Annotated in this window: 22 protein-coding genes and 1 tRNA gene; 19 read left to right on the top strand and 4 right to left on the bottom strand. The window is 45.6% G+C overall.

The window, feature by feature from the left end; all coding sequences use genetic code 11:
- The first annotated feature begins 213 nt into the window (after positions 1-213).
- The 3 genes from DWX43_RS18630 to DWX43_RS18620 all read left to right on the top strand — a co-directional run bounded on the left by DWX43_RS18630 (position 214) and on the right by DWX43_RS18620 (position 3,242).
- A complete protein-coding gene (locus DWX43_RS18630; protein WP_118621401.1) occupies positions 214-1,596 on the top strand; it encodes a sodium:alanine symporter family protein in 1,383 nt (460 codons plus the stop codon).
- 125 nt (positions 1,597-1,721) lie between these two features.
- A complete protein-coding gene (locus tag DWX43_RS18625; RefSeq protein ID WP_118621400.1) occupies positions 1,722-2,156 on the top strand; it encodes a hypothetical protein in 435 nt (144 codons plus the stop codon).
- Between the two features lie 165 nt (positions 2,157-2,321).
- Positions 2,322-3,242, top strand: coding sequence for an aldo/keto reductase (locus DWX43_RS18620; RefSeq protein WP_118621399.1), 921 nt, complete (start codon positions 2,322-2,324; stop codon positions 3,240-3,242).
- A 313-nt stretch (positions 3,243-3,555) separates the two neighbouring features.
- Here the strand turns inward: DWX43_RS18620 and carB are convergent, their stop codons facing one another.
- Positions 3,556-6,780, bottom strand: a complete 3,225-nt coding sequence (gene carB / locus DWX43_RS18615; RefSeq protein WP_118621398.1) for a carbamoyl-phosphate synthase large subunit — start codon at positions 6,778-6,780, stop codon at positions 3,556-3,558.
- A 297-nt stretch (positions 6,781-7,077) separates the two neighbouring features.
- On the opposite strand from carB, the gene DWX43_RS18610 reads away from it, so the two are divergent.
- Entirely contained in the window at positions 7,078-7,845 is a 768-nt protein-coding gene (locus tag DWX43_RS18610; protein ID WP_118621397.1) for a MerR family transcriptional regulator, read from the top strand.
- Positions 7,846-7,903: 58 nt separating this feature from the next.
- On the opposite strand, the gene DWX43_RS18605 is transcribed toward DWX43_RS18610, so the two are convergent.
- Positions 7,904-8,515, bottom strand: coding sequence for a 4Fe-4S binding protein (locus tag DWX43_RS18605; RefSeq protein WP_109730155.1), 612 nt, complete (start codon positions 8,513-8,515; stop codon positions 7,904-7,906).
- A 157-nt stretch (positions 8,516-8,672) separates the two neighbouring features.
- On the opposite strand from DWX43_RS18605, the gene DWX43_RS18600 reads away from it, so the two are divergent.
- The 3 genes from DWX43_RS18600 to DWX43_RS18590 all read left to right on the top strand — a co-directional run bounded on the left by DWX43_RS18600 (position 8,673) and on the right by DWX43_RS18590 (position 11,769).
- Positions 8,673-9,341 (top strand): Crp/Fnr family transcriptional regulator, encoded by a 669-nt coding sequence (locus DWX43_RS18600; protein ID WP_118621396.1) that lies wholly within the window; start codon positions 8,673-8,675, stop codon positions 9,339-9,341.
- 100 nt (positions 9,342-9,441) lie between these two features.
- Entirely contained in the window at positions 9,442-10,242 is an 801-nt protein-coding gene (locus tag DWX43_RS18595; protein ID WP_109730157.1) for a tyrosine-protein phosphatase, read from the top strand.
- 117 nt (positions 10,243-10,359) lie between these two features.
- On the top strand, positions 10,360-11,769 hold the full coding sequence (locus DWX43_RS18590) for an amidophosphoribosyltransferase (RefSeq protein ID WP_109730158.1): 1,410 nt from the start codon (positions 10,360-10,362) through the stop codon (positions 11,767-11,769).
- A 79-nt stretch (positions 11,770-11,848) separates the two neighbouring features.
- Here the strand turns inward: DWX43_RS18590 and DWX43_RS18585 are convergent, their stop codons facing one another.
- A complete protein-coding gene (locus DWX43_RS18585) occupies positions 11,849-12,166 on the bottom strand; it encodes a DUF6465 family protein (RefSeq protein WP_118621395.1) in 318 nt (105 codons plus the stop codon).
- A gap of 247 nt (positions 12,167-12,413) precedes the next feature.
- Between DWX43_RS18585 and DWX43_RS18580 the strand changes: the two genes are divergently transcribed.
- Complete coding sequence (locus DWX43_RS18580; RefSeq protein ID WP_118621439.1) at positions 12,414-14,555, top strand: EAL domain-containing protein; 2,142 nt, start codon at positions 12,414-12,416, stop codon at positions 14,553-14,555.
- 33 nt (positions 14,556-14,588) lie between these two features.
- Here DWX43_RS18580 and DWX43_RS18575 read toward each other — a convergent pair whose 3' ends face one another.
- Positions 14,589-14,825, bottom strand: coding sequence for a hypothetical protein (locus tag DWX43_RS18575; protein ID WP_118621394.1), 237 nt, complete (start codon positions 14,823-14,825; stop codon positions 14,589-14,591).
- Between the two features lie 227 nt (positions 14,826-15,052).
- On the opposite strand from DWX43_RS18575, the gene DWX43_RS18570 reads away from it, so the two are divergent.
- The 11 genes from DWX43_RS18570 to DWX43_RS18525 all read left to right on the top strand — a co-directional run bounded on the left by DWX43_RS18570 (position 15,053) and on the right by DWX43_RS18525 (position 22,654).
- Positions 15,053-15,123: transfer RNA gene (locus DWX43_RS18570), tRNA-Gly, on the top strand.
- A gap of 105 nt (positions 15,124-15,228) precedes the next feature.
- On the top strand, positions 15,229-15,831 hold the full coding sequence (locus DWX43_RS18565) for a flavin reductase (protein ID WP_118621393.1): 603 nt from the start codon (positions 15,229-15,231) through the stop codon (positions 15,829-15,831).
- 240 nt (positions 15,832-16,071) lie between these two features.
- Positions 16,072-16,701: a DUF624 domain-containing protein gene (locus DWX43_RS18560; protein ID WP_118621392.1), complete on the top strand. Its 630-nt coding sequence runs from the start codon at positions 16,072-16,074 to the stop codon at positions 16,699-16,701.
- 18 nt (positions 16,702-16,719) lie between these two features.
- Positions 16,720-17,229: a hypothetical protein gene (locus DWX43_RS18555; protein ID WP_118621391.1), complete on the top strand. Its 510-nt coding sequence runs from the start codon at positions 16,720-16,722 to the stop codon at positions 17,227-17,229.
- Between the two features lie 32 nt (positions 17,230-17,261).
- Positions 17,262-17,843 carry a xanthine phosphoribosyltransferase gene (locus tag DWX43_RS18550; protein WP_118621390.1) on the top strand — a complete coding sequence of 194 codons (582 nt, stop codon included), beginning with the start codon at positions 17,262-17,264 and terminating at the stop codon, positions 17,841-17,843.
- Between the two features lie 37 nt (positions 17,844-17,880).
- Positions 17,881-18,054, top strand: coding sequence for a hypothetical protein (locus DWX43_RS27045; protein WP_181368593.1), 174 nt, complete (start codon positions 17,881-17,883; stop codon positions 18,052-18,054).
- A complete protein-coding gene (locus tag DWX43_RS18545; protein ID WP_330405260.1) occupies positions 18,047-18,727 on the top strand; it encodes an HAD family phosphatase in 681 nt (226 codons plus the stop codon). Before DWX43_RS27045 ends, DWX43_RS18545 begins: the two co-directional genes overlap by 8 nt.
- Positions 18,721-19,425, top strand: coding sequence for a 3'-5' exonuclease (locus DWX43_RS18540; protein WP_118621389.1), 705 nt, complete (start codon positions 18,721-18,723; stop codon positions 19,423-19,425). The genes DWX43_RS18545 and DWX43_RS18540 overlap by 7 nt, the downstream gene beginning before the upstream one ends.
- Positions 19,426-19,553: 128 nt before the next feature.
- Entirely contained in the window at positions 19,554-20,897 is a 1,344-nt protein-coding gene (locus DWX43_RS18535; protein ID WP_109730167.1) for an ABC transporter substrate-binding protein, read from the top strand.
- Positions 20,898-20,972: 75 nt separating this feature from the next.
- The gene (locus DWX43_RS18530; protein ID WP_109730168.1) at positions 20,973-21,815 is read left to right on the top strand and encodes a sugar ABC transporter permease; all 843 of its coding nucleotides are present in this window, start codon (positions 20,973-20,975) and stop codon (positions 21,813-21,815) included.
- Positions 21,815-22,654, top strand: a complete 840-nt coding sequence (locus tag DWX43_RS18525; RefSeq protein ID WP_109730169.1) for a carbohydrate ABC transporter permease — start codon at positions 21,815-21,817, stop codon at positions 22,652-22,654. The genes DWX43_RS18530 and DWX43_RS18525 overlap by 1 nt, the downstream gene beginning before the upstream one ends.
- Positions 22,655-22,762: the final 108 nt, after the last annotated feature.

Raw genomic sequence — 22,762 nt, 5'->3', positions numbered from 1 at the left:
TAGACAAAAAAATGTCAAAAATGTTGGAAACCCCCGTAAAATCAAAGGACTCCGTTAAAAATTTCACTAATAAAATTTCTATTAAATTTTTATAAATTCTGTGCAATTCCACATATTGAATTGTTGGCAAATATACTATATTATTTTAGTGAATAGGTAAAATAAATAGATTTATAGAATCACACTATAATCTAAGAACAGGGGGATCAGCCATTGGAAGCATTGGGAGAAATTGTTGTAAAGGTGAATGATTTTCTGACGAGCTATTTATTGATCGTAGTACTCGTCGGAGCAGGAGTCTGGTTTACAGTCAGACTGGGATTTGTTCAGATCAGAGGGTTCAAAGAGGGCTGGAACCGGACATTTGGGGGCCTGTTCAAAAAGCAGGGAGCAGCCGGGGCAGACGGTATGTCATCTTTCCAGGCACTGGCAACAGCAATTGCTGCACAGGTAGGTACAGGTAACCTGGCAGGAGCGGCAACAGCAATTGCAGTCGGAGGTCCGGGAGCGATCTTCTGGATGTGGGTCAGCGCATTCTTTGGAATGGCAACGATCTATGCAGAGGCCATGATGGCACAGAAGTACAAAGTTGTCGGAAAAGACGGCGTGGTTACCGGCGGTCCGGTATACTACATAAAGGCAGCATTCCACAACAATATGTTTGGTAAGATACTTGCCGGGGTCTTTGCAGTTTTAATCATTCTTGCATTAGGCTTCATGGGAAATGCGGTACAGGCCAACTCCATCGGAGACGCATTCAACGGAGCATTCGGTATCAATCCTGTTATCGTAGGCGTGATTGTTGCCATCCTTGCATTCCTGATCTTTGCAGGAGGTATCAAACGTATCGCTTCTGTAACAGAAAAAGTCGTACCAATTATGGCATTGTTCTATATCATTGGTTCACTTATCGTAATTTTTGCTAACTTCAAGAATATTCCGCTTGCATTTGAAGAAATCTTTGTAGGTGCATTTGCTCCTCAGGCAATCGGCGGCGGTGTGCTTGGAGCTACAATCCAGAAGGCAATGCAGAAAGGTGTTGCACGTGGACTGTTCTCAAATGAAGCAGGTATGGGTTCCACACCTCATGCACATGCAATTGCAAAAGTAGATCATCCGGCAGAGCAGGGCTTTGTAGCAATGATGGGAGTCTTCATTGATACATTTGTTATCCTTACATTAACAGCACTTGTTATCATCACAACACGCTCGGTAACACCAGATGGTTCTTTAACAGGAACAGCACTGACACAGGCAGGATTTACAGCAGTATTCGGCAAATTCGGATCAATCTTTATCGCGATTTGTATGTTCTTCTTTGCATTCTCTACCATTATTGGATGGTATTTCTTCGGAGAAGCAAATATAAAATACTTATTCGGACCGAAAGCCGTAAAGATTTACACAGTTCTGGTATGTGTATGTGTAGTACTTGGTTCTATTGCAAAGGTAAGCCTTGTATGGGATATGGCAGACTGCTTTAACAGTATGATGGTTATTCCGAATATCATCGGCCTTGTATTCTTAAGTAAGGTAGTTAAGAGCGTACATGACGACTACTATAATAACTTCAGAAAGAACAAATTAAAGAAATAACTACCCTGCGTGAGATCGAAAGGTCTCACGCTTTTTCGTTTTTCAACAGAATTGATCTTACAAGAAGAGGAATATTTTTACAAAAAAAGCCCACACTAAAGAAAAAATGAAAGAAGGTATTATGTGTGGGAGAACAGACGGTAAAACTATTGAATGAATGCAGCAAAGGCTGTAAAATGGGGATCGACAGCATCGAACAGGTCAGGAAGTTCATCACGGAAGATGCAGAACTGGAGAAAGTAATCGGGCATTATGATGAAAAATACAAGAGGCTGGACGAAGAAACCGCACAGCAGCTCCGTAAATACGGGGAACCCGAAAAAGAACCACCCATAATGGCGGAAGCCTTTTCATGGATGACGACAGAGATGAAACTTATGGTCAAGGGTAACCGCAGAGAGGTGGCAAAACTTATGATAGATGGCTGCAGCATGGGAATCAAATCAATTAGCGAGGCCCTCAACAGCAATACGGAGGCGGAAGAACCGGCGAAGTCCATAGCAAAAAAATTAGTCAAAGCCCTTGAAGATTTCATGAAGGATATGAAGCCGTTTTTGTAGCTTCGTCTCTGATTTCCCTGAAAGCTCTTGACGAAGCTATTTTGGTAAGCATATAATAATAGAAACGAAAACCCAACATGCCACTTTATCAAGCGGACTACGTTGGGTCTTTTCCTTATTTTGATACTATAATGAAGTCGATTATTATGCAGGAGGATACAAGAGATGAAGAGAATGACATTGGGAACCAGCAGCCTGGAAGTTCCGGTAATCGCGGCGGGATGCATGAGAATTAATGCTCTGGATGAGGAAGATCTGGAGAATTATATCAATAAATGCATGGAACTTGGCATGAACTTCTTTGAACATGCAGATATTTACGGCAGCGGAAAATGTGAGACGCTGTTCGCAGAAGCATTTGAACGCACCGAGTTCAGACGCGAGGATATTATCCTCCAGTCCAAATGTGGAATCGTACCCGGTGTTATGTATGACTTTTCTAAGGAACATATTATTAAATCCGTAGAAAACAGCCTGAAAAGACTGAACACAGATTTTCTGGATGTTCTGGTGCTCCACCGCCCGGATGCCCTTGTGGAGCCTGAAGAGGTTGCGGAAGCATTTGACCTTTTAAACGCATCCGGAAAGGTCAGAAACTTTGGTGTATCGAATCACAAGCCGATGCAGATAGAATTGCTGAAGAAGTATGTCAAGCAGGACATCGTAACGGACCAGCTTCAGATGAGTATTCCATTTTCTAATATGATTGCCAGCGGGCTGGAAGTGAACATGCTGACAGACGGGGCAGTAGACCGTGACGGCAGTGTTCTGGACTACTGCAGGCTGAAAGATATGACGATTCAGGCATGGTCACCATTCCAGTATGGGTTCTTTGAAGGCGTGTTTATTGGCAGCAGCAAGTATCCGGAACTGAATCAGCAGCTGGAGGATCTGGCTGAGCGTTATGATGCCACACCAACTACAATAGCAACAGCATGGATATTAAGACATCCGGCCCATGTTCAGATGATCGCAGGGACAACCAACCTGAACAGGCTGGAAGAGATCGCACAGGGAAGCGAAATAAACCTGACGCGGGAAGAGTGGTATCAGATTTATTTGAGTGCGGGGCATATACTGCCTTAGGTTTCGAATAGAGTCCGCCCGGTGTAACCGGGGAAGGGGCTTATGGGAATGCGTCTTTTGATGATTAGCAGCCCTAAATGAAAACGAGCGGGAAATGAAGGCTGAAATCAGGCTTACAAAGCCTGATTTCAAGCCGGCCTACAGAGTAAACGCATCCAGCGTTTACTCGCATGCCGGCGATGCCTTCATTTCCCGCTCATTTTCATTTAGGGCTGCTTTTCATCAAAACCCGCACTCCCATAAGCCCCTTCCCCGGTTACTCCGGGCTGCTTTATTCGAATCGGAAGGTAGTGGCTCAAATGAGAAATGATTCCTATTTATCTGTGATTTCGCTGTGCAGTTCCTGTAAGGATTTTACATCCCCGTTGCCGTGTTCTTTCACGTACTTGATTCCTTTGGCTGTGGCTCTTGCGGCTGCCATTGTGGTCATGTATGGGATTTTTCCTTTGATTGCTGCTTTTCTTAAGTAACTGTCATCGTGGGCGCTGTCTTTTCCTACCGGGGTGTTGACGATGAGGTCTATCTTTCCGTTGGTGATCAGGTCCAGGATGTTTGGTCTGCCTTCATAGAGTTTCTTTACTTTCTCAGCTTCGATTCCGTTTTCGCGGATCAGGTCGTAGGTCGTTCCTGTTGCAACAATTTTAAATCCGTCTTCGGCAAAGCTCTTTGCGATCTCTACGACTTCCGGTTTGTCCTTGCGGCTTACGGAGATCAGGACGGTTCCTGACAGCGGAAGTTTTGTCTGGGTTGCTTCCTGAGCCTTGTAGAAGGCTTCACCGTAGGATGCGGAGAGTCCAAGCACTTCTCCTGTGGAACGCATTTCAGGTCCGAGTACCGGGTCTACTTCCTGGAACATGTTGAACGGGAACACGGCCTCTTTGACACCGTAGTTCGGGATGTTCTGTTCCTTTAATGACGGCACCGGAGACGGTCTTCCTGTAATTTCGGAAGTGATAATGTCGGTAGCGAGCGGCACCATGCGGATGTTGCAGACCTTGGATACAAGCGGCACGGTTCTGGATGCACGTGGGTTAGCCTCCAGTACATATACTTTTCCATTCTCGATTGCGTACTGCATGTTCATGAGGCCCTTGACATGCATTTCTTCTGCAATTTTTCTTGTGTATTCTTTGATCGTGTTTACATTTTCCTCTGAAATGTGTACAGAAGGGATGATACATGCGGAGTCACCGGAGTGTACGCCGGCAAGCTCGATATGCTCCATAACTGCAGGAACGAATGCATGTGTTCCGTCACTGATTGCATCTGCTTCACACTCCATTGCGTGATTCAGGAAACGGTCGATCAGGATCGGGCGGTCAGGTGTAACGCCTACCGCAGCCTGCATGTAGTTGGACATACTTTCATCATCATACACAACTTCCATTCCACGTCCGCCTAATACATAGGACGGGCGAACCATAACCGGGTAGCCGATTTCCTTTGCGATATTGATTGCTTCGTCTACGTTAACAGCCATTCCGGATTCCGGCATCGGGATTTCCAGTTTTTCCATCATTGCACGGAACAGGTCACGGTCTTCTGCAAGGTCGATGACAGACGGTGCGGTTCCCAGAATCTTCACGCCGTTCTTTTCCAGGTCTGCGGCAAGGTTCAGTGGTGTCTGCCCGCCAAACTGCGCGATGACACCGACCGGTTTTTCTTTCTTATAGATACTTAAGACGTCTTCCAGAGTCAGAGGCTCGAAGTAAAGCTTGTCTGAGGTATCGTAGTCTGTGGAAACTGTTTCCGGGTTGCAGTTTACGATAATCGTCTCAAAGCCAAGTTTCTTTAATGCAAGTGATGCATGTACACAGCAGTAATCGAACTCGATTCCCTGTCCGATACGGTTTGGACCTCCGCCCAGAATCATGATCTTCGGCTTGTCTTCGTTTACCGGGTTTTTATCTTCTGCATTGTAGGTGGAGTAGTAGTAAGCACTGTCCGGCGTGCCGCTAACGTGAACGCCTTCCCATGCCTCTTCCACGCCGATCTCAATGCGGCGGTTTCTGATATCATCTTCCGGAATCTCCAGAATCTGGCTTAAATATTTATCGGAGAATCCGTCTTTCTTTGCAAAAGCCAGCAGTTCATCTGAAGGGAGGTGTCCTTTTTCTTTTGCGACAGCTTCCTCTTCCTCAACCAGTTCTTTCATCTGTGTAATGAACCATTCCTTCACTTTTGTGATCTCGTGGATCTCTTCCACGGATGCGCCCTTGCGGAGTGCCTCATACATAATGAAATGGCGCTCGCTGGATGGCGTGATCAGGAGGTGGAGGAGTTCTTCTTTTGTTTTGGAAGCGAAATCTTTTGCATAGCCAAGTCCGTAACGTCCGGTCTCCAGACTGCGGATTGCCTTCTGGAAAGCTTCTTTGTATGTCTTTCCGATACTCATGACTTCACCGACTGCGCGCATCTGTGTACCGAGTTTGTCCTCGACGCCTTTGAACTTTTCAAATGCCCAGCGCGCGAACTTGATGACTACATAATCTCCGTCAGGAACGTACTTATCCAGAGTACCGTATTTGCCGCACGGGATATCTTTTAAGGTCAGTCCGGTAGCAAGCATAGCGGAGACAAGTGCGATTGGGAAACCAGTTGCTTTGGAAGCAAGGGCGGAGGAACGTGAGGTTCTCGGGTTAATCTCAATGACGATGATTCTGTCGCTCACCGGATCGTGTGCAAACTGTACGTTTGTACCGCCGATCACTTGTACGGATTCCACGATCTTGTAAGCCTGCTCCTGAAGACGTTTCTGGCACTCTTCAGAGATTGTCAGCATCGGTGCGGAACAGAAGGAATCACCGGTATGTACTCCGAGCGGGTCGATGTTTTCGATGAAGCAGACGGTGATCATGTTGTTATCTTTGTCGCGGACAATCTCAAGCTCCAGCTCTTCCCAGCCAAGGATCGATTCTTCCACCAGTACTTGTCCGACAAGGCTGGCCTGGAGACCGCGTGCACATACGGTCCTTAATTCATCCCTGTTATAAACAAGTCCGCCGCCGGCGCCGCCCATCGTGTATGCAGGGCGCAGAACAACCGGGTATCCAAGCCCGTCAGCGATTGCAAGTGCTTCCTCAACGGTATAGGCAACTTCGCTTCTTGCCATCTCGATGCCGAGTTCATTCATGGCTTTTTTAAATTCGATACGGTCCTCCCCGCGTTCAATGGCATCTACCTGAACACCGATAACCTCTACGTCGTATTTTTCCAGAATACCTGCCGAAGCAAGCTCCGAACATAAATTCAGTCCGGACTGGCCGCCAAGGTTCGGGAGCAGCGCGTCAGGACGTTCCTTTGCGATAATCTGTTCCAGTCTCTCCACATTCAGCGGTTCGATGTAGGTAACATCTGCTGTTTCCGGGTCCGTCATAATAGTCGCGGGATTGGAGTTCACCAAAACGATTTCATAACCTAAATTTCTGAGTGCCTTACAAGCCTGGGTGCCGGAGTAGTCAAACTCACATGCCTGCCCGATGATGATCGGGCCTGACCCGATGATAAGTACTTTGTGAATGTCTGTTCTCTGTGACATACTTTGTCCTCCTATTTATTTTAAATTTATGAATTGGCATAACCTGTCAAATAACATTATAGTAGACAAGGGCAGTGGAAGTAAAGAAAATTATCGCGAAGATGAGCGTATATTGTAAAAAAATGTCTAAATATGAAAAGCATATAAAGGCCTGTAATAATTCTTAATAAGCAGATATAATAAATATAGAAGAAACAGGATCACTTATCCTGAAATACAAAATAAAAATATAAATCCCCACTTGACTTTGACGCTGCGTCAACTGGTATATTCGAATTACGGCAGGAGGTAAGACTTATGGAATACAGTATCAGACAGGTATCGGAAATCGCGGGTATCAGTGCACGTACCCTGCGTTACTACGACAGCATCGGATTATTGAAGCCGGCAGGTGTCCGGGAATCGGGATACCGTTACTACGGGGAGCGGGAACTGGAGCTGCTGCAGCAGATTTTATTTTACCGTGAACGCGGGCTTAAGCTGGAACAGATTGCGGAGATTCTGTATGGTGACGATTTTAATATTATGGACGCCCTCCATGAACATCTTGAGGAGCTTGAAAAAGAGCAGCTCAGGATCAACAGTATGATAACTGCCGTGAAGAAGACGATCTCGTCAATGAAGGGAGAAATTACGATGAGCAATCAGGAAAAATTCGAAGCATTCAAAAGGGATGCTGTTATGAAAAACGAGGAGGCTTATGGTCAGGAGATCAGAAGCAGATACGGGGATGCAGAAGTGGATGGATCAAATCAGAAACTGTTGAATATGACAGAAGAGGAATATGAAGACTTTCGGAGGCTGGAAAAAGAGATTTGTGAAAGTTTGAATGTAGCCGTACGTACCGGGGAAGAACCAGAGAGTGAAGCAGGAAAAAGAATTGCCGGGCTTCATAAGGAATGGCTGTGTATGACCTGGAAGAAATATTCCGTACAGGCACATATTGGTGTGGTGCAGATGTACACGGCAGATGAACGGTTTACGAAATATTATGACAGTGACGTACCGGGCTGTGCAGGATTCTTAAAGGCAGCAGTTGAATACTGGGCCACAAAATTGTCATAGGGTATGAAAAAGGGGATGCCTTCACATAAGAAGCGCATTCCCTTTTCGGGGTGTTTATTTATACATCGAGTATTTTTCCATCGGTAGTGAATGTGACAACCTGCCACGGGATCATTTTTTTACTGTTAATCAGCGCAGTTTTCACAGCCTGCTCAAGTCCGCCGCAGCAGGGGACTTCCATGCGTGCGACGGTGACACTCTGAAAATGGTTATGGGTCAGGATTTCGGTCAGTTTTTCTGCATAATCCACCGCGTCAAGTTTCGGACAGCCCACCAGTGTGATTTTCCCGCGCATGAAATCTTTGTGGAAGTTTGCATAAGCGTAGGCGGTGCAGTCGGCTGCGATCAGAAGCTTCGCATCTTCAAAATAAGGGGCTGTGACAGGGGCAAGCCTGATCTGTACCGGCCATTGACGCAGCTGGCCATCCGTTTTTTCTTCCTGATGCTTTTTTACAGCATCGGCGTCATAGGCAGCGGCCTTGCGCTCTACAAAACTGATGGCATTGGCGGGGCAGACCGGAAGGCAGTCCCCCAGTCCGTCACAATAATCGTCCCTCATGAGACGGGCTTTGCCGTCAACCATTTCGATTGCACCTTCGTGACAGGCTTCGGCACACAGACCGCAGCCGTTACACTTTTCTTCGTTGATTTCTATAATTTTTCGTATCATTTTGAATCCTCCTGGTTTTCAACAAGCATTTCTACAAGCATTCATACCCACAGTCTGATGCAGGACTTTGACTTGATATACGTATTGTACTATACTTTAAAATATAATCATGTTGCTAAAACAACGAAATTAGAAAAAGATTGTATAGGTGAAAAAAATGGATTATCAGTTTATTGCGGATACAGAATTATTTAAGGGCTGCACAAAGCAGGAGGCAGAAGAGATGCTGGGGTGCCTGGGGGCGCAGGAAAAATCTTTTCCGAAGGAGTACACCATCTTTCATGCGGGGCAGGCCATACACAAAATGGGACTGCTGCTGTCAGGCGGGATTCATATTGTGAGGACAGATGTGTGGGGGAACCAGAACATTATCGGGAATATAATGCCGGGGGAGGTGTTTGCGGAGACTTATGCCTGTATATCTGAAGAGCCGATGTTCGCGGATGTGATTGCGGTCAGGCCATCGGAAGTCCTGTTTCTGGATGTATGGAAGGTTATGAGCACATGTGCTTCCTCGTGCAGCCACCATCAGCGTCTGATCAGGAATCTGGTGACGATCATGGCGTCGAAGAACCTGAATCTGACGCAGAAGATCAATCATATTACACCGAAAACGATCCGGGAGAGGCTTTTGTCCTATTTGTCACAGGAGGTCCTGCGTCAGGGAGGACAAAGTGTGGTGATACCATTCAACCGGCAGCAGCTGGCCGACTATCTGTCAGTGGAACGAAGCGCCTTGTCGGCTGAACTGTCCAGAATGCAGAAGGATGGGCTGCTGACGTATAAGAAAAATCAGTTTAGGCTGGAAACCCGGTCCGAAGAGTAACGCTTCTTGTACAACACGTGAAAACAGGCTATAATATAAAACAGAGTGTGCTTTTTTCAAAAAGCACGAAAAAAGTATGATGTAAAAACAGGAGGCAGGTATGGATTTAAAATCAATAGGCCTTACCGGTATCGGCAATGCCAGACAGCTCGGCGGCTATACCGGGGCGGATTCAAGGCGCATTAAAAAGGACGTACTGCTGCGCACGGGAAAACTGGCGGATGCTAAAGAAGGGGATCTGGACCGTCTGAAGAATGTATATCACCTGACGGAAGTGGTAGATTTCAGGACAACATTTGAGAGAGAGGCGGCGCCTGACCCTGAGATTGAGGGTGTGTGCAGCTACCACTTTGGTATTCTTGACGAATCAGCGAAAGAGAATCAGGGAATGGCGGCGGCTGCGGCAGGAGGTGCGTTTCCGCTGGAAAAGGTGATGGGGTTCATTACGAGCGGTGCGATGGAGAATATGTATGTAGATATTGCACTAAGCCCGGTATCACAGAAAGGATATTCTAACTTTTTTGAGGTCCTTCTCAATCATGGGGAGGGAGCCATTCTGTGGCATTGTACAGCAGGAAAAGACAGGGCAGGATTTGGCTCTGTGCTGATTTTATCTGCGCTGGGTGTAGACAGGGAAACAATTTTGGAAGACTACATACTTACGAACCAGTATTACCGCGAAAACATTGAGCAGTTAGAACAGTTTATCCGAAGCAAAGGGCTCCCAGAAGAGGCCGTAAAAGCGGCGAAGTCAATGGCCGGGGCAGAACAGGCATATCTGGAAAAAGCACTGGATACGATTGATAAAAACTACGGGTCGATGGATGCTTATCTGGAAAACCAGCTTGGGCTTTCTGTTGATAATAAACAAAAACTCCGGGATAAATATCTCGAAAAATGACAGACTGTTACTTTACGTCTGGAAGTTTAATGTGGTACACTGTATGCTGTCACGGGCTGTTACTGTGCAGACCCGTACTGTACTGATGAAAATTTGTTTTGAGAAGGAGAATAAAACATGGGTGGTTTTTTTGGTGTGGCGTCTAAGACTAACTGTACATTAGAGCTTTTCTACGGCGTGGACTACCATTCTCATCTGGGAACCAGAAGAGGTGGAATGGCAACATTTGGAGAAGACGGATTTCAAAGAGCGATTCACAATATTGAGAACTCACCGTTCCGTACCAAGTTTGATAAAGATGTGGAAGAATTAAGTGGAAATTTAGGGATCGGCTGTATTTCCGATTATGAGCCGCAGCCGCTTTTAATCCAGTCACATCTTGGAAGTTTTGCAATTACAACGGTCGGTAAGATTAACAATATGGATGAACTGCTGGATAAGGTATATGAGAACGGACACACTCATTTCCAGGAGATGAGCGGCGGCCAGATTAACGCTACGGAACTGATTGCATCCCTGATCTGTAAAGCTGACACGATTACCGCCGGAATACAATATGTACAGAAGATTGTAGACGGGTCGATGACTCTGCTTCTGATGACGCCGGAAGGACTATATGCGGCCAGAGACAGGTACGGCAGAACTCCGCTTGTAGTTGGCAAAAAAGAGGACGCATACTGTGTTTCCTTCGAAAATTTCGCATACATTAATCTTGGATACAGTGATTATAAAGAACTGGGACCTTCTGAGATCGTATTTATCACACCGGACGGTGTTGAGACGGTAAGCCCTCCGGGAGAAGAGATGAAAATGTGTTCTTTCCTATGGGTATATTATGGTTATCCCACGTCTTCCTACGAAGGGGTCAATGTAGAGGAGATGCGCTACAAATGTGGAAGTATGCTTGCAAAGCGTGATGCCGGCAGTGTAACACCCGATGTTGTTGCCGGGGTGCCTGATTCCGGAATCGCCCATGCGATTGGTTATGCCAATGAATCAGGGATCCCCTATGCCCGCCCGTTTATTAAATATACACCAACCTGGCCCCGTTCTTTCATGCCGACCAACCAGAGCCAGAGAAATCTGATTGCAAAGATGAAGCTGATCCCGGTTCAGGCACTGATTGAAAATAAAAAACTGCTTCTCATTGATGATTCTATCGTAAGAGGAACCCAGTTAAGGGAGACGACGGAATTTCTTTACCAGAGCGGTGCAAAAGAAGTACATGTCCGTCCGGCATGCCCGCCGTTATTGTTTGGATGTAAATATTTGAATTTCTCCCGCTCTAAATCGGAACTGGACCTGATTACCAGAAGGATCATTGAGGAGCGTGAGGAGGAAGTAACGCCTGAAATCCTGGCCGAGTATGCAGACCCATGCTGCAAGCGCTATGAGGAAATGGTGGAAGAAGTTCGCAGACGCCAGAATTTCACGAGCCTGCGCTATCACAGGCTGGATGACCTGGTGGAATCTATCGGGCTTCCGGCATGCAAGCTCTGTACGTACTGCTTTGACGGAAAAGAATAGGACCTGATTAAAATGGATATAAGAAAACTCCCGGCAGAACAGGCTCTGCGGGGAGTTTTTTGTGGGAAAAGAACACGGACTATGCTTCTACAAATCCGTTGATATCACCATATGTGTAGTAAGCCTTCCCCTCTTCAGGTTTCAGATATACACAAAGCTTTCCAGCAGCCGAAAGCTCGGTTCCTTCAGCTTTGCATTTTTCCCTGATCTTGTCTATAATCTCCCTCTCCAGATATTCCTGATTCTGATATTGGATGAAGAAGTCTGTCTGCATGCAGGCCTTCGGATTGACGGATGGTGCCGGTTCAGATACTGGTGCGGCAAGTGTTGCGCCTGCATTGCCTGAGGTTAAGTCACTTTGTCTCTTCAGTTTTTTCTTATCGATTCTTTTGCTCATCTTTCACTACTCCCTTTTCTATTATGTCTTATGGAATTATATTACTTTTATCAGGATAAGTCAAAGAAGCATTTGTCAAATTTCCATGAATCTGTATAGGAAATCGTGAAAAAATATAGTATAATAAAAAGAATATCAGAGCATAGCAGTATACGTCTGGAAGATGGCAGCTCTTTTACATGCTGAATAATTAATATGAGATGCCTTATGTTTTATGCAGGCGCGGAAGGATAAACAGGTGAATGATATGGTTGAAAAAGAAAAGATATATCCTCTGATTGTGGATGAAAGTGAAAATATAGCCTATATCTCTGATCCGGAAACATATGAAGTGATTTATCTGAATCAGGCTATGCGGGAAACTCTTGACCTGGCTCCGGGGGAAGATTATAAGGGCAGATATTGTTATGAACTCTTTCAGAACCGGAAAACCCCGTGCCCCTTTTGTACGAATGACCGCATAACAAAAGAGCGTTTTTATACATGGAAACATTATAATGAAAAACTGGGGAAATATTTTAAATTGCGTGATAAGCTTGTTGAGATCGACGGGAAGGATTACAGGCTGGAGATCTGCGTGGATATCACGGATAGTGAGGTACACAATAAAGATCTGGAGCGGCAGCTTTCTGCCGAGGAGACAGTTGTACAGTGTATTCATGCGCTTTCAGGGAATGAAGACATGGATGTGGCGATCCATAGTCTTCTGGAGATTATCGGGGGCTTTTACAGGGCAGAGCATGCATTTATCTATGAATGTAATTATTCTGAAAACACGGTGTCTAATACCTATGAATGGCACAGGAAAGATCTGATGTCCAGAAAGGAGAAACTTCAGGATATACCGATGGAGTATGTGGCCCAGTGGAATGAGCATTTTGAGGAGGAAGAGGCGGTTTGTTTCCCAAAATACTGTGAAGAAGGGGAGGCCAAGCTGCCAGAGATACTTCAGGCGCTGGGCGTTAGGAGGCATATGGCGGCGCCGATCTGGGAGGAGACTTCTGAAAAGTATGGGGGTGAAAAGAAGATTGCCGGATTTATCGGTGTGGATAACCCGACGAAGGATATAGAACAGGTCAGCCTGCTTCATTCGGTTGCATTCTTTGTGAGTAATGATATTTACAAACGCCGGATGATTTATAAACTGAAGGATTTAAGCCATGTCGATGCGCTGACAGGATTGGGAAACCGGAACAGTTATCTGGAGAAAATCGAGGACCTAAAAGCTGCACACTTAAAGTCACTGGGCGTAGTATTCGTGGATATTAATGGTTTGAAGTATGCAAATGACCATTTTGGCCATCCATATGGAGATGAAATGATCCGGAGCGTGGCACAGGGGATACGGCGGTATTTCCCGGAATATTCCTACCGGATCGGTGGGGATGAGTTTATTGCATTGTATATAGACGGGACGAAGGAAGAATTTGAGGAGCGTCTGGACGGCCTGAGAGATTATGCGGAGGATGAATGTATCTGCGATTTCTCTATGGGTGTTAATTTTGGCAGGGGAAACGTCAATATTGAGGAGCAGATTGGTTACAGCGACAGCATGATGTATGTGGAAAAGCAGGTCTATTATGGATCCGTACTGGATGGCAGGCGTCTGCAGCATAAAGCACTTGCCAGAAAACTGGTCCGTGACATCGAGGCAGGACGGTTTGAAATCTACCTCCAGCCGAAGATCAATCTGGAAACGGGCGCGATGGTCGGTGCAGAAGCACTGATGCGGCGTGAGGGCGAAGACGGAGAAATCCTTCTTCCGGATAAGTTTATTTCCCTTTACGAAACGGAGGGCGTGATCCAGTATCTGGACTGCTATGCCTTCGAAGAAGTGTGTAAGCTGCTTCAGGAATGGATAAAAAGCGGGGGCACCCCGGTTCCGGTATCTGTTAATTTCTCACGGCTCAGCCTGATGGGAAGCCGCGTCGTGAACAGGCTTGCCGAGATCAGGGAACGGTATGAAGTACCGCCCGAGCTGCTCGTGATCGAAGTGACTGAGAGTGTCAGCCAGATGGAGCCAAGAGCCTTAAAGGGGCTGATGGAAGATTTTGAAAAGTACAAGTTTGTTGTATCACTTGATGACTATGGCTACCAGTATTCAAATCTGGCGATCCTTATTAACATGAATTTCGTGGAACTGAAGCTGGATAAAAGTCTGGTGGATGATCTGAAAAGTAATCCAAAGGCAAGGATTGTGGTTGAAAATTCGATTGATATGTGCAGGAGACTGAATCAGGTAATATCCACGGCAGAAGGTATTGAAAATGAAGACCAGCTAAATATCCTGAAAGAATTTCATTGTGATGTAGGGCAGGGGTACTTTTTTTCAGAACCGCTGCCCCGGGAAGTTTTTCTTGAGAAATTCGGGGGACACCACGTATTTTAAAAATACCGGGTGTCCTGCAAAACAGGGCATGATTCAGACGTTCATCTGCTGAATCATCTTCATAAGCTCAATATCCTCTTCCTTTAATTTAATATTAGAGCTGTAATGTTTCCCTCCGGGAGATGTTACAGCTATTTCTATAATTGTGCCTTCCACAAGGGCATCCTGTGCAACCGCCTGTACAAACATTGGAAATTTCGGATGGTTACTGCGGAACTGGTCGAAGCTGCTTTTGAACTTCTGGAGCATGGCAATCTGGTTCAGATTCATCTCTTTAACTCCTCTCTATATATTTTGGTTCAGGTATCTGGACAGTTATTAATATAAAACAATTTTCAGGGATTGGCAAGAGGGAAGGAGCGACACAGTCTGAAAAGGAACCACCAGTGAAAGGCGCATGGAAAAAATAAGAAATACAAAAAAATTAAAAAAATTTTAAATTAGGTATTGCAATATAAAAAAAGGTATGGTATGATATCACTCGTGTCAGAGATGACGCGGGTGTAGTTCAATGGTAGAACACTAGCCTTCCAAGCTAGATACGTGGGTTCGATTCCCATCACCCGCTTATAAAGAACAGTCGGAATAATCCGGCTGTTTTTTTGTGCCCTTCTATGATATACTTGCTTTATACAGTTTAAAAGAAAAGAAAGAATATAGAGGAGGACATCATATGAATCAGGCGGCAATGTTTAAGCTGACGTACGGCTTATTTGTACTGACGGCAAAAGACGGGGAAAAGGACAACGGATGTATTATCAATACGGCGATGCAGGTGACGGCGGAACCGAACAGGATCATTATTGTAGTTAACAAGCAGAACTATACGCACGACATGATTATGAAGACGAAGGAATTCAATGTTTCCATGATCGATACAGAGGCTGATTTTGAGCTCTTTAAACATTTCGGTTTCCAGAGCGGGAGAGATGTTGATAAGATGGCAGATTTCGCCTTTTCACGTGCAGCGAACGGGATCGCTTATCCGGACAATATGGTGAACGGATATATTTCAGGAAAAGTGATTTCTGAAACAGATCTGGGAAGCCATACGATGTTCCTTGCGGATGTTACAGATGCGGAAGTATTGTCCGATGCCGAATCGGTAACATATACTTATTACCACAAGAATATCAAGCCGGCTCCACAGCCGGTGAAGAAAAAGGGGTGGATCTGCAAGATCTGTGGATATGTATATGAGGGGGAAGAACTTCCGGCCGATTTTATATGTCCAATCTGCAAGCACCCGGCCTCCGATTTTGAGCCAATACAATAGGAATAAAAGGTAATAGCCGCCCGGCCCTTAAATCTTACAATTTACAGGCAGAGCGGCTATCAGTATCTAGATAAAAAAATTCTTGAAATGTGTGTTGTGTCCTTTGGCCTTTTCAAGTATAATTATTTTATGTTTCAAAATCCGGCGTGATTCGACAAGGTGTGACGGAATTCCATTTTGTCCAAATTGCGGACAGATATGGAAACAGAAAGTATAGTACAGCAAGAAAAGAGGAGTAACATGAATTGGACAGATAATGTAGTAATGCGGGCTTTGGGCAGACTTTGTGATTTTATGCTGCTGAATATTCTCTGGGTCGTATGTTCTATCCCGCTTGTGACGATAGGGGCATCGACCACGGCTCTTTATACAGTGATGCTGAAGGTCGTAAAGAATGAAGAAGGTTATATTGTAAAAGGGTTTCTGGGGGCTTTTAAAGAGAACTTTAAAAAGAGTACGCTTATCTGGCTGATTCTGGCCGTACTCGGTATCATAATCGGAATTGATTCCAGAGTGGCTGCAGGAATGTCGTCTACGATGAGGACCGTGTTCCAGAGTATTTTTATTATATTCAGCATTGTATGGCTCTGCGTAGTAATCTATGTGTTCCCGCTGACTGCCCGTTACGAGAACTCGATTCGGAATACATTTAAGAACGCCCTGATACTGTCAGTGGCAAAACTGCCTTATACACTTCTTATGCTCGTGATAACGGCGGGGCCTGTGATTCTGACATTTCTGAATACAAGTACCCTGATGATAGGGATTGCGCTTTGGATCGTGATAGGGGTGTCACTGGTCACATGGCTGAATTCTTATCTTCTGCGCAAGGTCTTTGAGATCTTCCATAAGGATGAAGAAGAAAATTAAAAGAGAGGTTATTTTATCATGGGGAACAGAGAAAAGAAATTTAAGATGCAGATGACGAAAGATTCACTGTATGATTTTATGCTGCACCACTCCTATTCGGGATTAACCGGAATTTTTTCCATAGTTTTTTCCATTGCATTTTTGATAGCAGGGGTGGTGATGTATGCGGTTGGGAGAATCAGTATAAGCTGGATGGTTGCACTGATCGTAATTGCCGCTGCAATGGCTTTTTCCACGCCGTTTCAGCTGAGGACCGATGCAGCAAGGCAGATGCGGAATAATCAGATTTACCGCGAGCCCGTTACATTTTCTGTTTCAGACCGGGGGATTGCTGTGATACAGAACAAGAATAAGAAGTTCTTTACATGGAAAGAGATCAGGAAGGTACGGATTACGAAAAAGGCAGCCGGTTTTTATTATGAGAGGCAGTATGCCCTTGTTATGACAAGAAAGGCGTTTGACGAGCAGGGCGTTTTGGAGATTGTACAGGCCAACATGCCGGAAAAGGATATTAAGATATTAAAATAAAGCAGGGATAAAGAACAAAAGGAGCCGCAGGGATGAATATTTTAGAGGAAAGAATTTTAAAAGACGGGATTGTGAAAGAAGGAAATGTACTGAAAGTCGACAGTTTCCTGAACCACCAGATGGACATCGATCTGTTTGATGAGATGGGAAAAGAGTTCAAGAGGCGTTTTGCGGATAAACCGATCAATAAGATTTTAACAATCGAGGCTTCGGGTATTGGCATCGCATGTGTCGTGGCACAGCATTTCCATGTTCCGGTTGTGTTTGCCAAGAAGGCAAAGAGCATCAATCTGGAAGGTGAGATGTATGTGGCCGAGGTGGAATCTTTTACTCATAAATGTAAGAACAATGTGATTGTGGCTCAGAAGTTCCTGTCACCGGATGACCATGTGCTGATTATCGATGACTTTCTTGCAAACGGGTGTGCACTGCAGGGACTGATCCAGATCGTACAGTCAGCCGGCGCCACGGTGGAAGGAATCGGGATCGCAGTGGAAAAGGGTTTCCAGACAGGCGGGCGCAGTATCCGTAATCTGGGATTCCAGCTGGAATCTCTGGCGATTGTGGAGAGTATGGACGCGAAGACAGGAAAGATTGTTTTCAGGGAACAGTAATATACAGAAGCAGACAAGCACGAAGGGAGAAGTCATTATGGCCAGTAAAAATCAGGAACTTATTCATATGCTTAAGGATGTAAAGAAATCTCTTGTTTCAAAGGACCTCCGCGGGGAAGAGCTGGAAGAAATGGAAACTGCAGTGGGGAAATTGGAAGCGGTTGTCACTTATATTAATGATTGTACAGGCAGAGGGATTTATTTTGAGTAATCAGTTTCAAACACCTATATATGGGCTTGTCTTCGATATGGACGGGCTCATTTTCAATTCCGAGAGAGTCGTCCAGCGCTCCTGGGATTATGCAGGTGAAGTGCTGGGGTATGAAAGGTTCGGCGAACATATTTATAATACGATCGGGTTCAATGTGAAGCGGAGGGAAGCATATTTCCGGGAGCATGTATGCCCGGACTTCCCAATGGACAGGTTTTCTGTCCTGACACGTGAAAAGTACCACCAGATCGTGGACGAGGAAGGGCTGGAGGTAAAACCGGGAGCAGAAGAGCTTTTGAGGTTTGCAAAGGAAGAGGGGTATAAGGCTGCTCTTGCAACTTCTTCCAGAAGGGCCCATGCCTCAAGCCTGATGGCAGAACACGGCCTTTTAAAGTATTTTGACGGTGCGGTTTACGGGGATATGGTTTCAGCCGGCAAACCAGACCCTGAAATTTACCAGAAGGCATGCGCCGGGATCGGGGTTGCCCCGGAGCATGCACTGGCACTGGAGGATGCCCCGTCGGGGATACGTTCTGCCGTGGCTGCGGGAATGAGGGCTGTCATCATACCGGATCTGGTAGAGCCGGATCAGGAGATTCTGAACATGGCATGGCACAGGTATGATACGCTTTTGGATGTTCTTTCGCTGTTAAAGGAAGGAGAGACATGTTAAGGTCATATATCGCATTTGATTTAGAGACAACAGGGCTTTGTCCTGACCAGAATGAGATTATAGAGATCGGGGCGCTGAAAGTCCGGGACGGCAGGGTACAGGACCGTTTCATGGAGTTTGCATGCCCGAAGGAGGAGATATCACCCGTGATCACGAATCTGACGGGGATTACGAATGACATGGTATCCGGCGCAAGATGCAGCAAGGATGTGGTCCGGGATTTCCTCGATTTTTGTGAGGAGGATATCCTGATTGGGCATAACGTGATCTTTGATTATAGTTTCGTGAAGGTCTGTGCGCTTTCCCAAGGGCTTACTTTTGAAAGAGAAGGAATCGACACACTGAAAATTGCCCGCAAGGTGCATAAGGACATGGAGTCCAAAAGCCTTGGAAGCCTGTGTAACTATTACCATATCGACAATCAGGCTGCGCACCGGGCATATCATGACGCGCTGGCTACGGCGAAGCTTTACCAGACGCTGGCGCACTATTTCGAGGAGAAGGAGCCTAAGCTGTTTCAGCCGGTAACCCTGAATTATAAACAGAAAAAGGAGACGGCTGCTACACCCAAGCAGATCGGATTCCTGAAACGCCTTATCCGCAACAATGGCGTGACTCTGGAATGGGATCCGGAGACGATTACAAAAAGTGAGGCATCCAGAATCATCGATGATATTTTAAATGGCGGGCGGAAATAAGAGTTCAGAAACAGGTTCATGGAAATTGAACATGTTTCTGAATTTTTTATTATATCCTGATTTACTGAATTTTCTTATAATGAACTCAACAGATACAACATAGGTTTTATCAAAAGGAGGAAGAAACTATGAAAAAGAAAAGATTGATTGCAGTTCTGTTGACAGCAGCAATGGCAGCGGGCCTTGTTGCAGGATGCGGCAGTAAAGGCGGGGAGGAAAAAGCCAAAACAGATGATAAGGGCGGCGGAAGCGGAAAGGTGTATTATCTGAACTTCAAGCCGGAGCAGGCAGACCAGTGGGTTGACCTCGCGAAGCAATATACAGATGAAACCGGGGTACAGGTAGACGTACAGACAGCAGCTTCTGGAACATACGAGTCACAGCTGAAATCTGAAATGGCCAAGGACGAAGCTCCTACGTTATTCCAGGTAAACGGTCCGGTAGGTCTGGCAACATGGAAAGACTACTGCTATGATCTTGCAGACAGTGATGTTTATAAAGATGTACAGAGCGATGATTATGTATTGAAGGAAGGCGATGAAGTCAAAGGAATCGCATATGTAATCGAGACTTACGGCATCATCTACAATAAAGCACTGCTGAATAAATATTTTGAACTGCCAGATGCAGAAGTGAAATCAATTGATGACCTCAACAGCTTTGATGCTCTTAAGAAGGTTGCAGACGGCATTCAGGCACATAAGGATGATCTGGGCGTAGAAGGCGCGTTTACATCAGCAGGAATGGACTCTTCCTCTGACTGGAGATTCAAGACTCATCTGGCTAACCTGCCGATTTATTACGAATATAAGGATGAGGGAATCACATCTACAGATGCAATTAAAGGAACATATCTGGACAACTACAAAAATATCTGGGATCTCTATATCACAGATTCAACATGTGAACCAAACCTGATTTCTTCTAAGACAGGTGATGATGCGGCATCTGAGTTTGCACTCGGTGAGGCTGTATTCTATCAGAACGGTACATGGGCTTATAATGATATTAAAGACAATGAAGTAGCAGACGAAGACCTTGGAATGCTTCCAATCTACATCGGTGCAAAGGGAGAGGAAGATCAGGGACTCTGCACAGGTTCTGAAAACTACTGGTGCGTGAATAAGAATGCATCCGAAGAAGATATTCAGGCAACTCTGGACTTTATGAAATGGGTAGTTGAGAGCGATGCAGGACGCGAAGCTCTGTCAACTGAGATGGGATTCGTAACACCGTTTACTACTTTTGATGATTACCTTCCATCCAATCCGCTTGTAGAAGCAAACGACGAGTACACAAAAGCAGGCAAAACACCTGTAAGCTGGAATTTCACAACAATGCCTTCCGAAAACTGGAAGAATAATGTGGGAAGCGCTCTTCTGGAATACGCACAGGGAACCGGAGAATGGGATGCAGTGAAGACAGCATTCGTTGACGGCTGGGCTGAAGAATACAAGGCAGCAAACGAGTAGATCTGAAGATATAGCATAGCAAAAAAAGCTCCGGCAGTTCTGGCGGAGCTTTTTATCTAAGTGAGGAGTGAGAAGATGGAAAAAGCGATAAAGAAATATTTTCCGGTGTTTGTACTTCCTACACTGATTGCATTTACAATTGGATTCATAGCCCCGTTTTTGCTGGGAATCTATTTATCCTTTTGTAAGTTTACAACGGTGACGGACGGAACATTTGTCGGTTTAAAGAACTATGTTAAGATACTGGATGACCCGACCTTTCTGCATTCGATGTGGTATACGGCGCTGTTCACGGTTGCATCCGTGCTGCTTATAAACGTGCTTGCTTTTGCGGTGGCGCTTCTTCTGACAAAAGGAATTAAGGGGACGAATATCTTCCGTACAGTCTTCTTTATGCCGAACCTGATCGGTGGTATCGTGCTCGGGTATATCTGGCAGCTGCTGCTGAACGGTATTCTGGCAAAGTTTGAGCGGACACTGACATATTCATCCGTCTACGGGTTCTGGGGGCTGGTAATCCTGATGTGCTGGCAGCAGGTCGGATACATGATGATTATTTACATTTCCGGTATCCAGAACATACCGGGGGAACTGATCGAGGCGGCCAAGATTGACGGCGCAAGCCCACGGCAGATTTTAAAGAGCGTTACAATTCCTATGGTTATGCCGTCGATAACGATCTGTACATTCCTGACGCTGACAAACGGATTCAAGCTCTTTGACCAGAACCTGGCACTGACGAACGGTGCTCCGTCCAAGATGTCTGAACTGCTCGCCCTGAATATCTATAATACATTTTATGGAAGGACCGGGTATGAAGGCGTCGGACAGGCGAAAGCCGTTGTATTCTTCATCATTGTAGGCGTCATTGCAGTCTTACAGAATAAACTGACGAGGTCGAAGGAGGTGCAGCAGTAATGAATCCAAGAAAAACGAAACACGGATGGCTCTTGACCCTGATATTTACAATCATCAGCCTGCTGTACTTATATCCGATCGCGCTGGTTATTCTCAATTCTTTTAAGAAGAAGGCATATATCAGTAAATTCCCGTTTAAGATCCCGACGGACAATATGTTTGTAGGTCTGGAGAACTATGTACGCGGTATCGAAAAAACTGGCCTGCTCGAGGCATTCGGCTGGAGTTTGTTTATCACAATCGGCTCGGTAGCTGTGATTATACTTTGCTGCTCAATGTGTGCATGGTATATCAGCAGAGTGCATACGAAGTTTACCAAGATCTTGTATCTGATGTGTCTGTTTGCGATGATCGTGCCGTTCCAGATGGAGATGTATACACTGTCCAAGATTGCAAACATGCTCAAACTGGGAAATCCCTGGGGGATTATTATTATCTATCTGGGATTCGGGGCGGGACTATCGGTCTTTATGTTTACCGGGTTCATGAAATCCATCCCGCTGGAGATCGAGGAAGCGGCAATGATGGACGGATGTACGCCGATCCAGACATTTTTCAGGATCGTTATGCCTGTCACGAAACCGACCTGTGTTACAGTCACCATCCTGCAGGCCATGTGGATCTGGAATGACTACCTTCTCCCGTCACTTGTACTGGATACAAGGAAGTATAAGACAATTCCGATCGCGGTGCAGTACTTAAAAGGCGGGTACGGCTCTGTAGATATGGGGGCAATGATGGGGACACTCGTACTGGCGATCGTGCCGATTATCATTTTCTATCTTGCCTGCCAGAAATACATCATCGAAGGCGTTGTCGCAGGGGCAGTGAAGGGCTAATAAGCTTGTAATCCTGAGTTATATGATTTACAATAAAAGGGACTCGTTAATATGGAAGCAGCAGTATTCTTCTGTCAGGTGTGGCAGAGGAATACTGCTGTTTTCGGA

This window comes from Clostridium sp. AF19-22AC (assembly GCF_003479085.1).
Taxonomy (GTDB): domain Bacteria; phylum Bacillota; class Clostridia; order Lachnospirales; family Lachnospiraceae; genus Faecalicatena_A; species Faecalicatena_A orotica.
The sequence above is the reverse complement of the archived record's forward strand: the minus strand, read 5'-3'. Positions and strand labels throughout refer to the sequence as shown.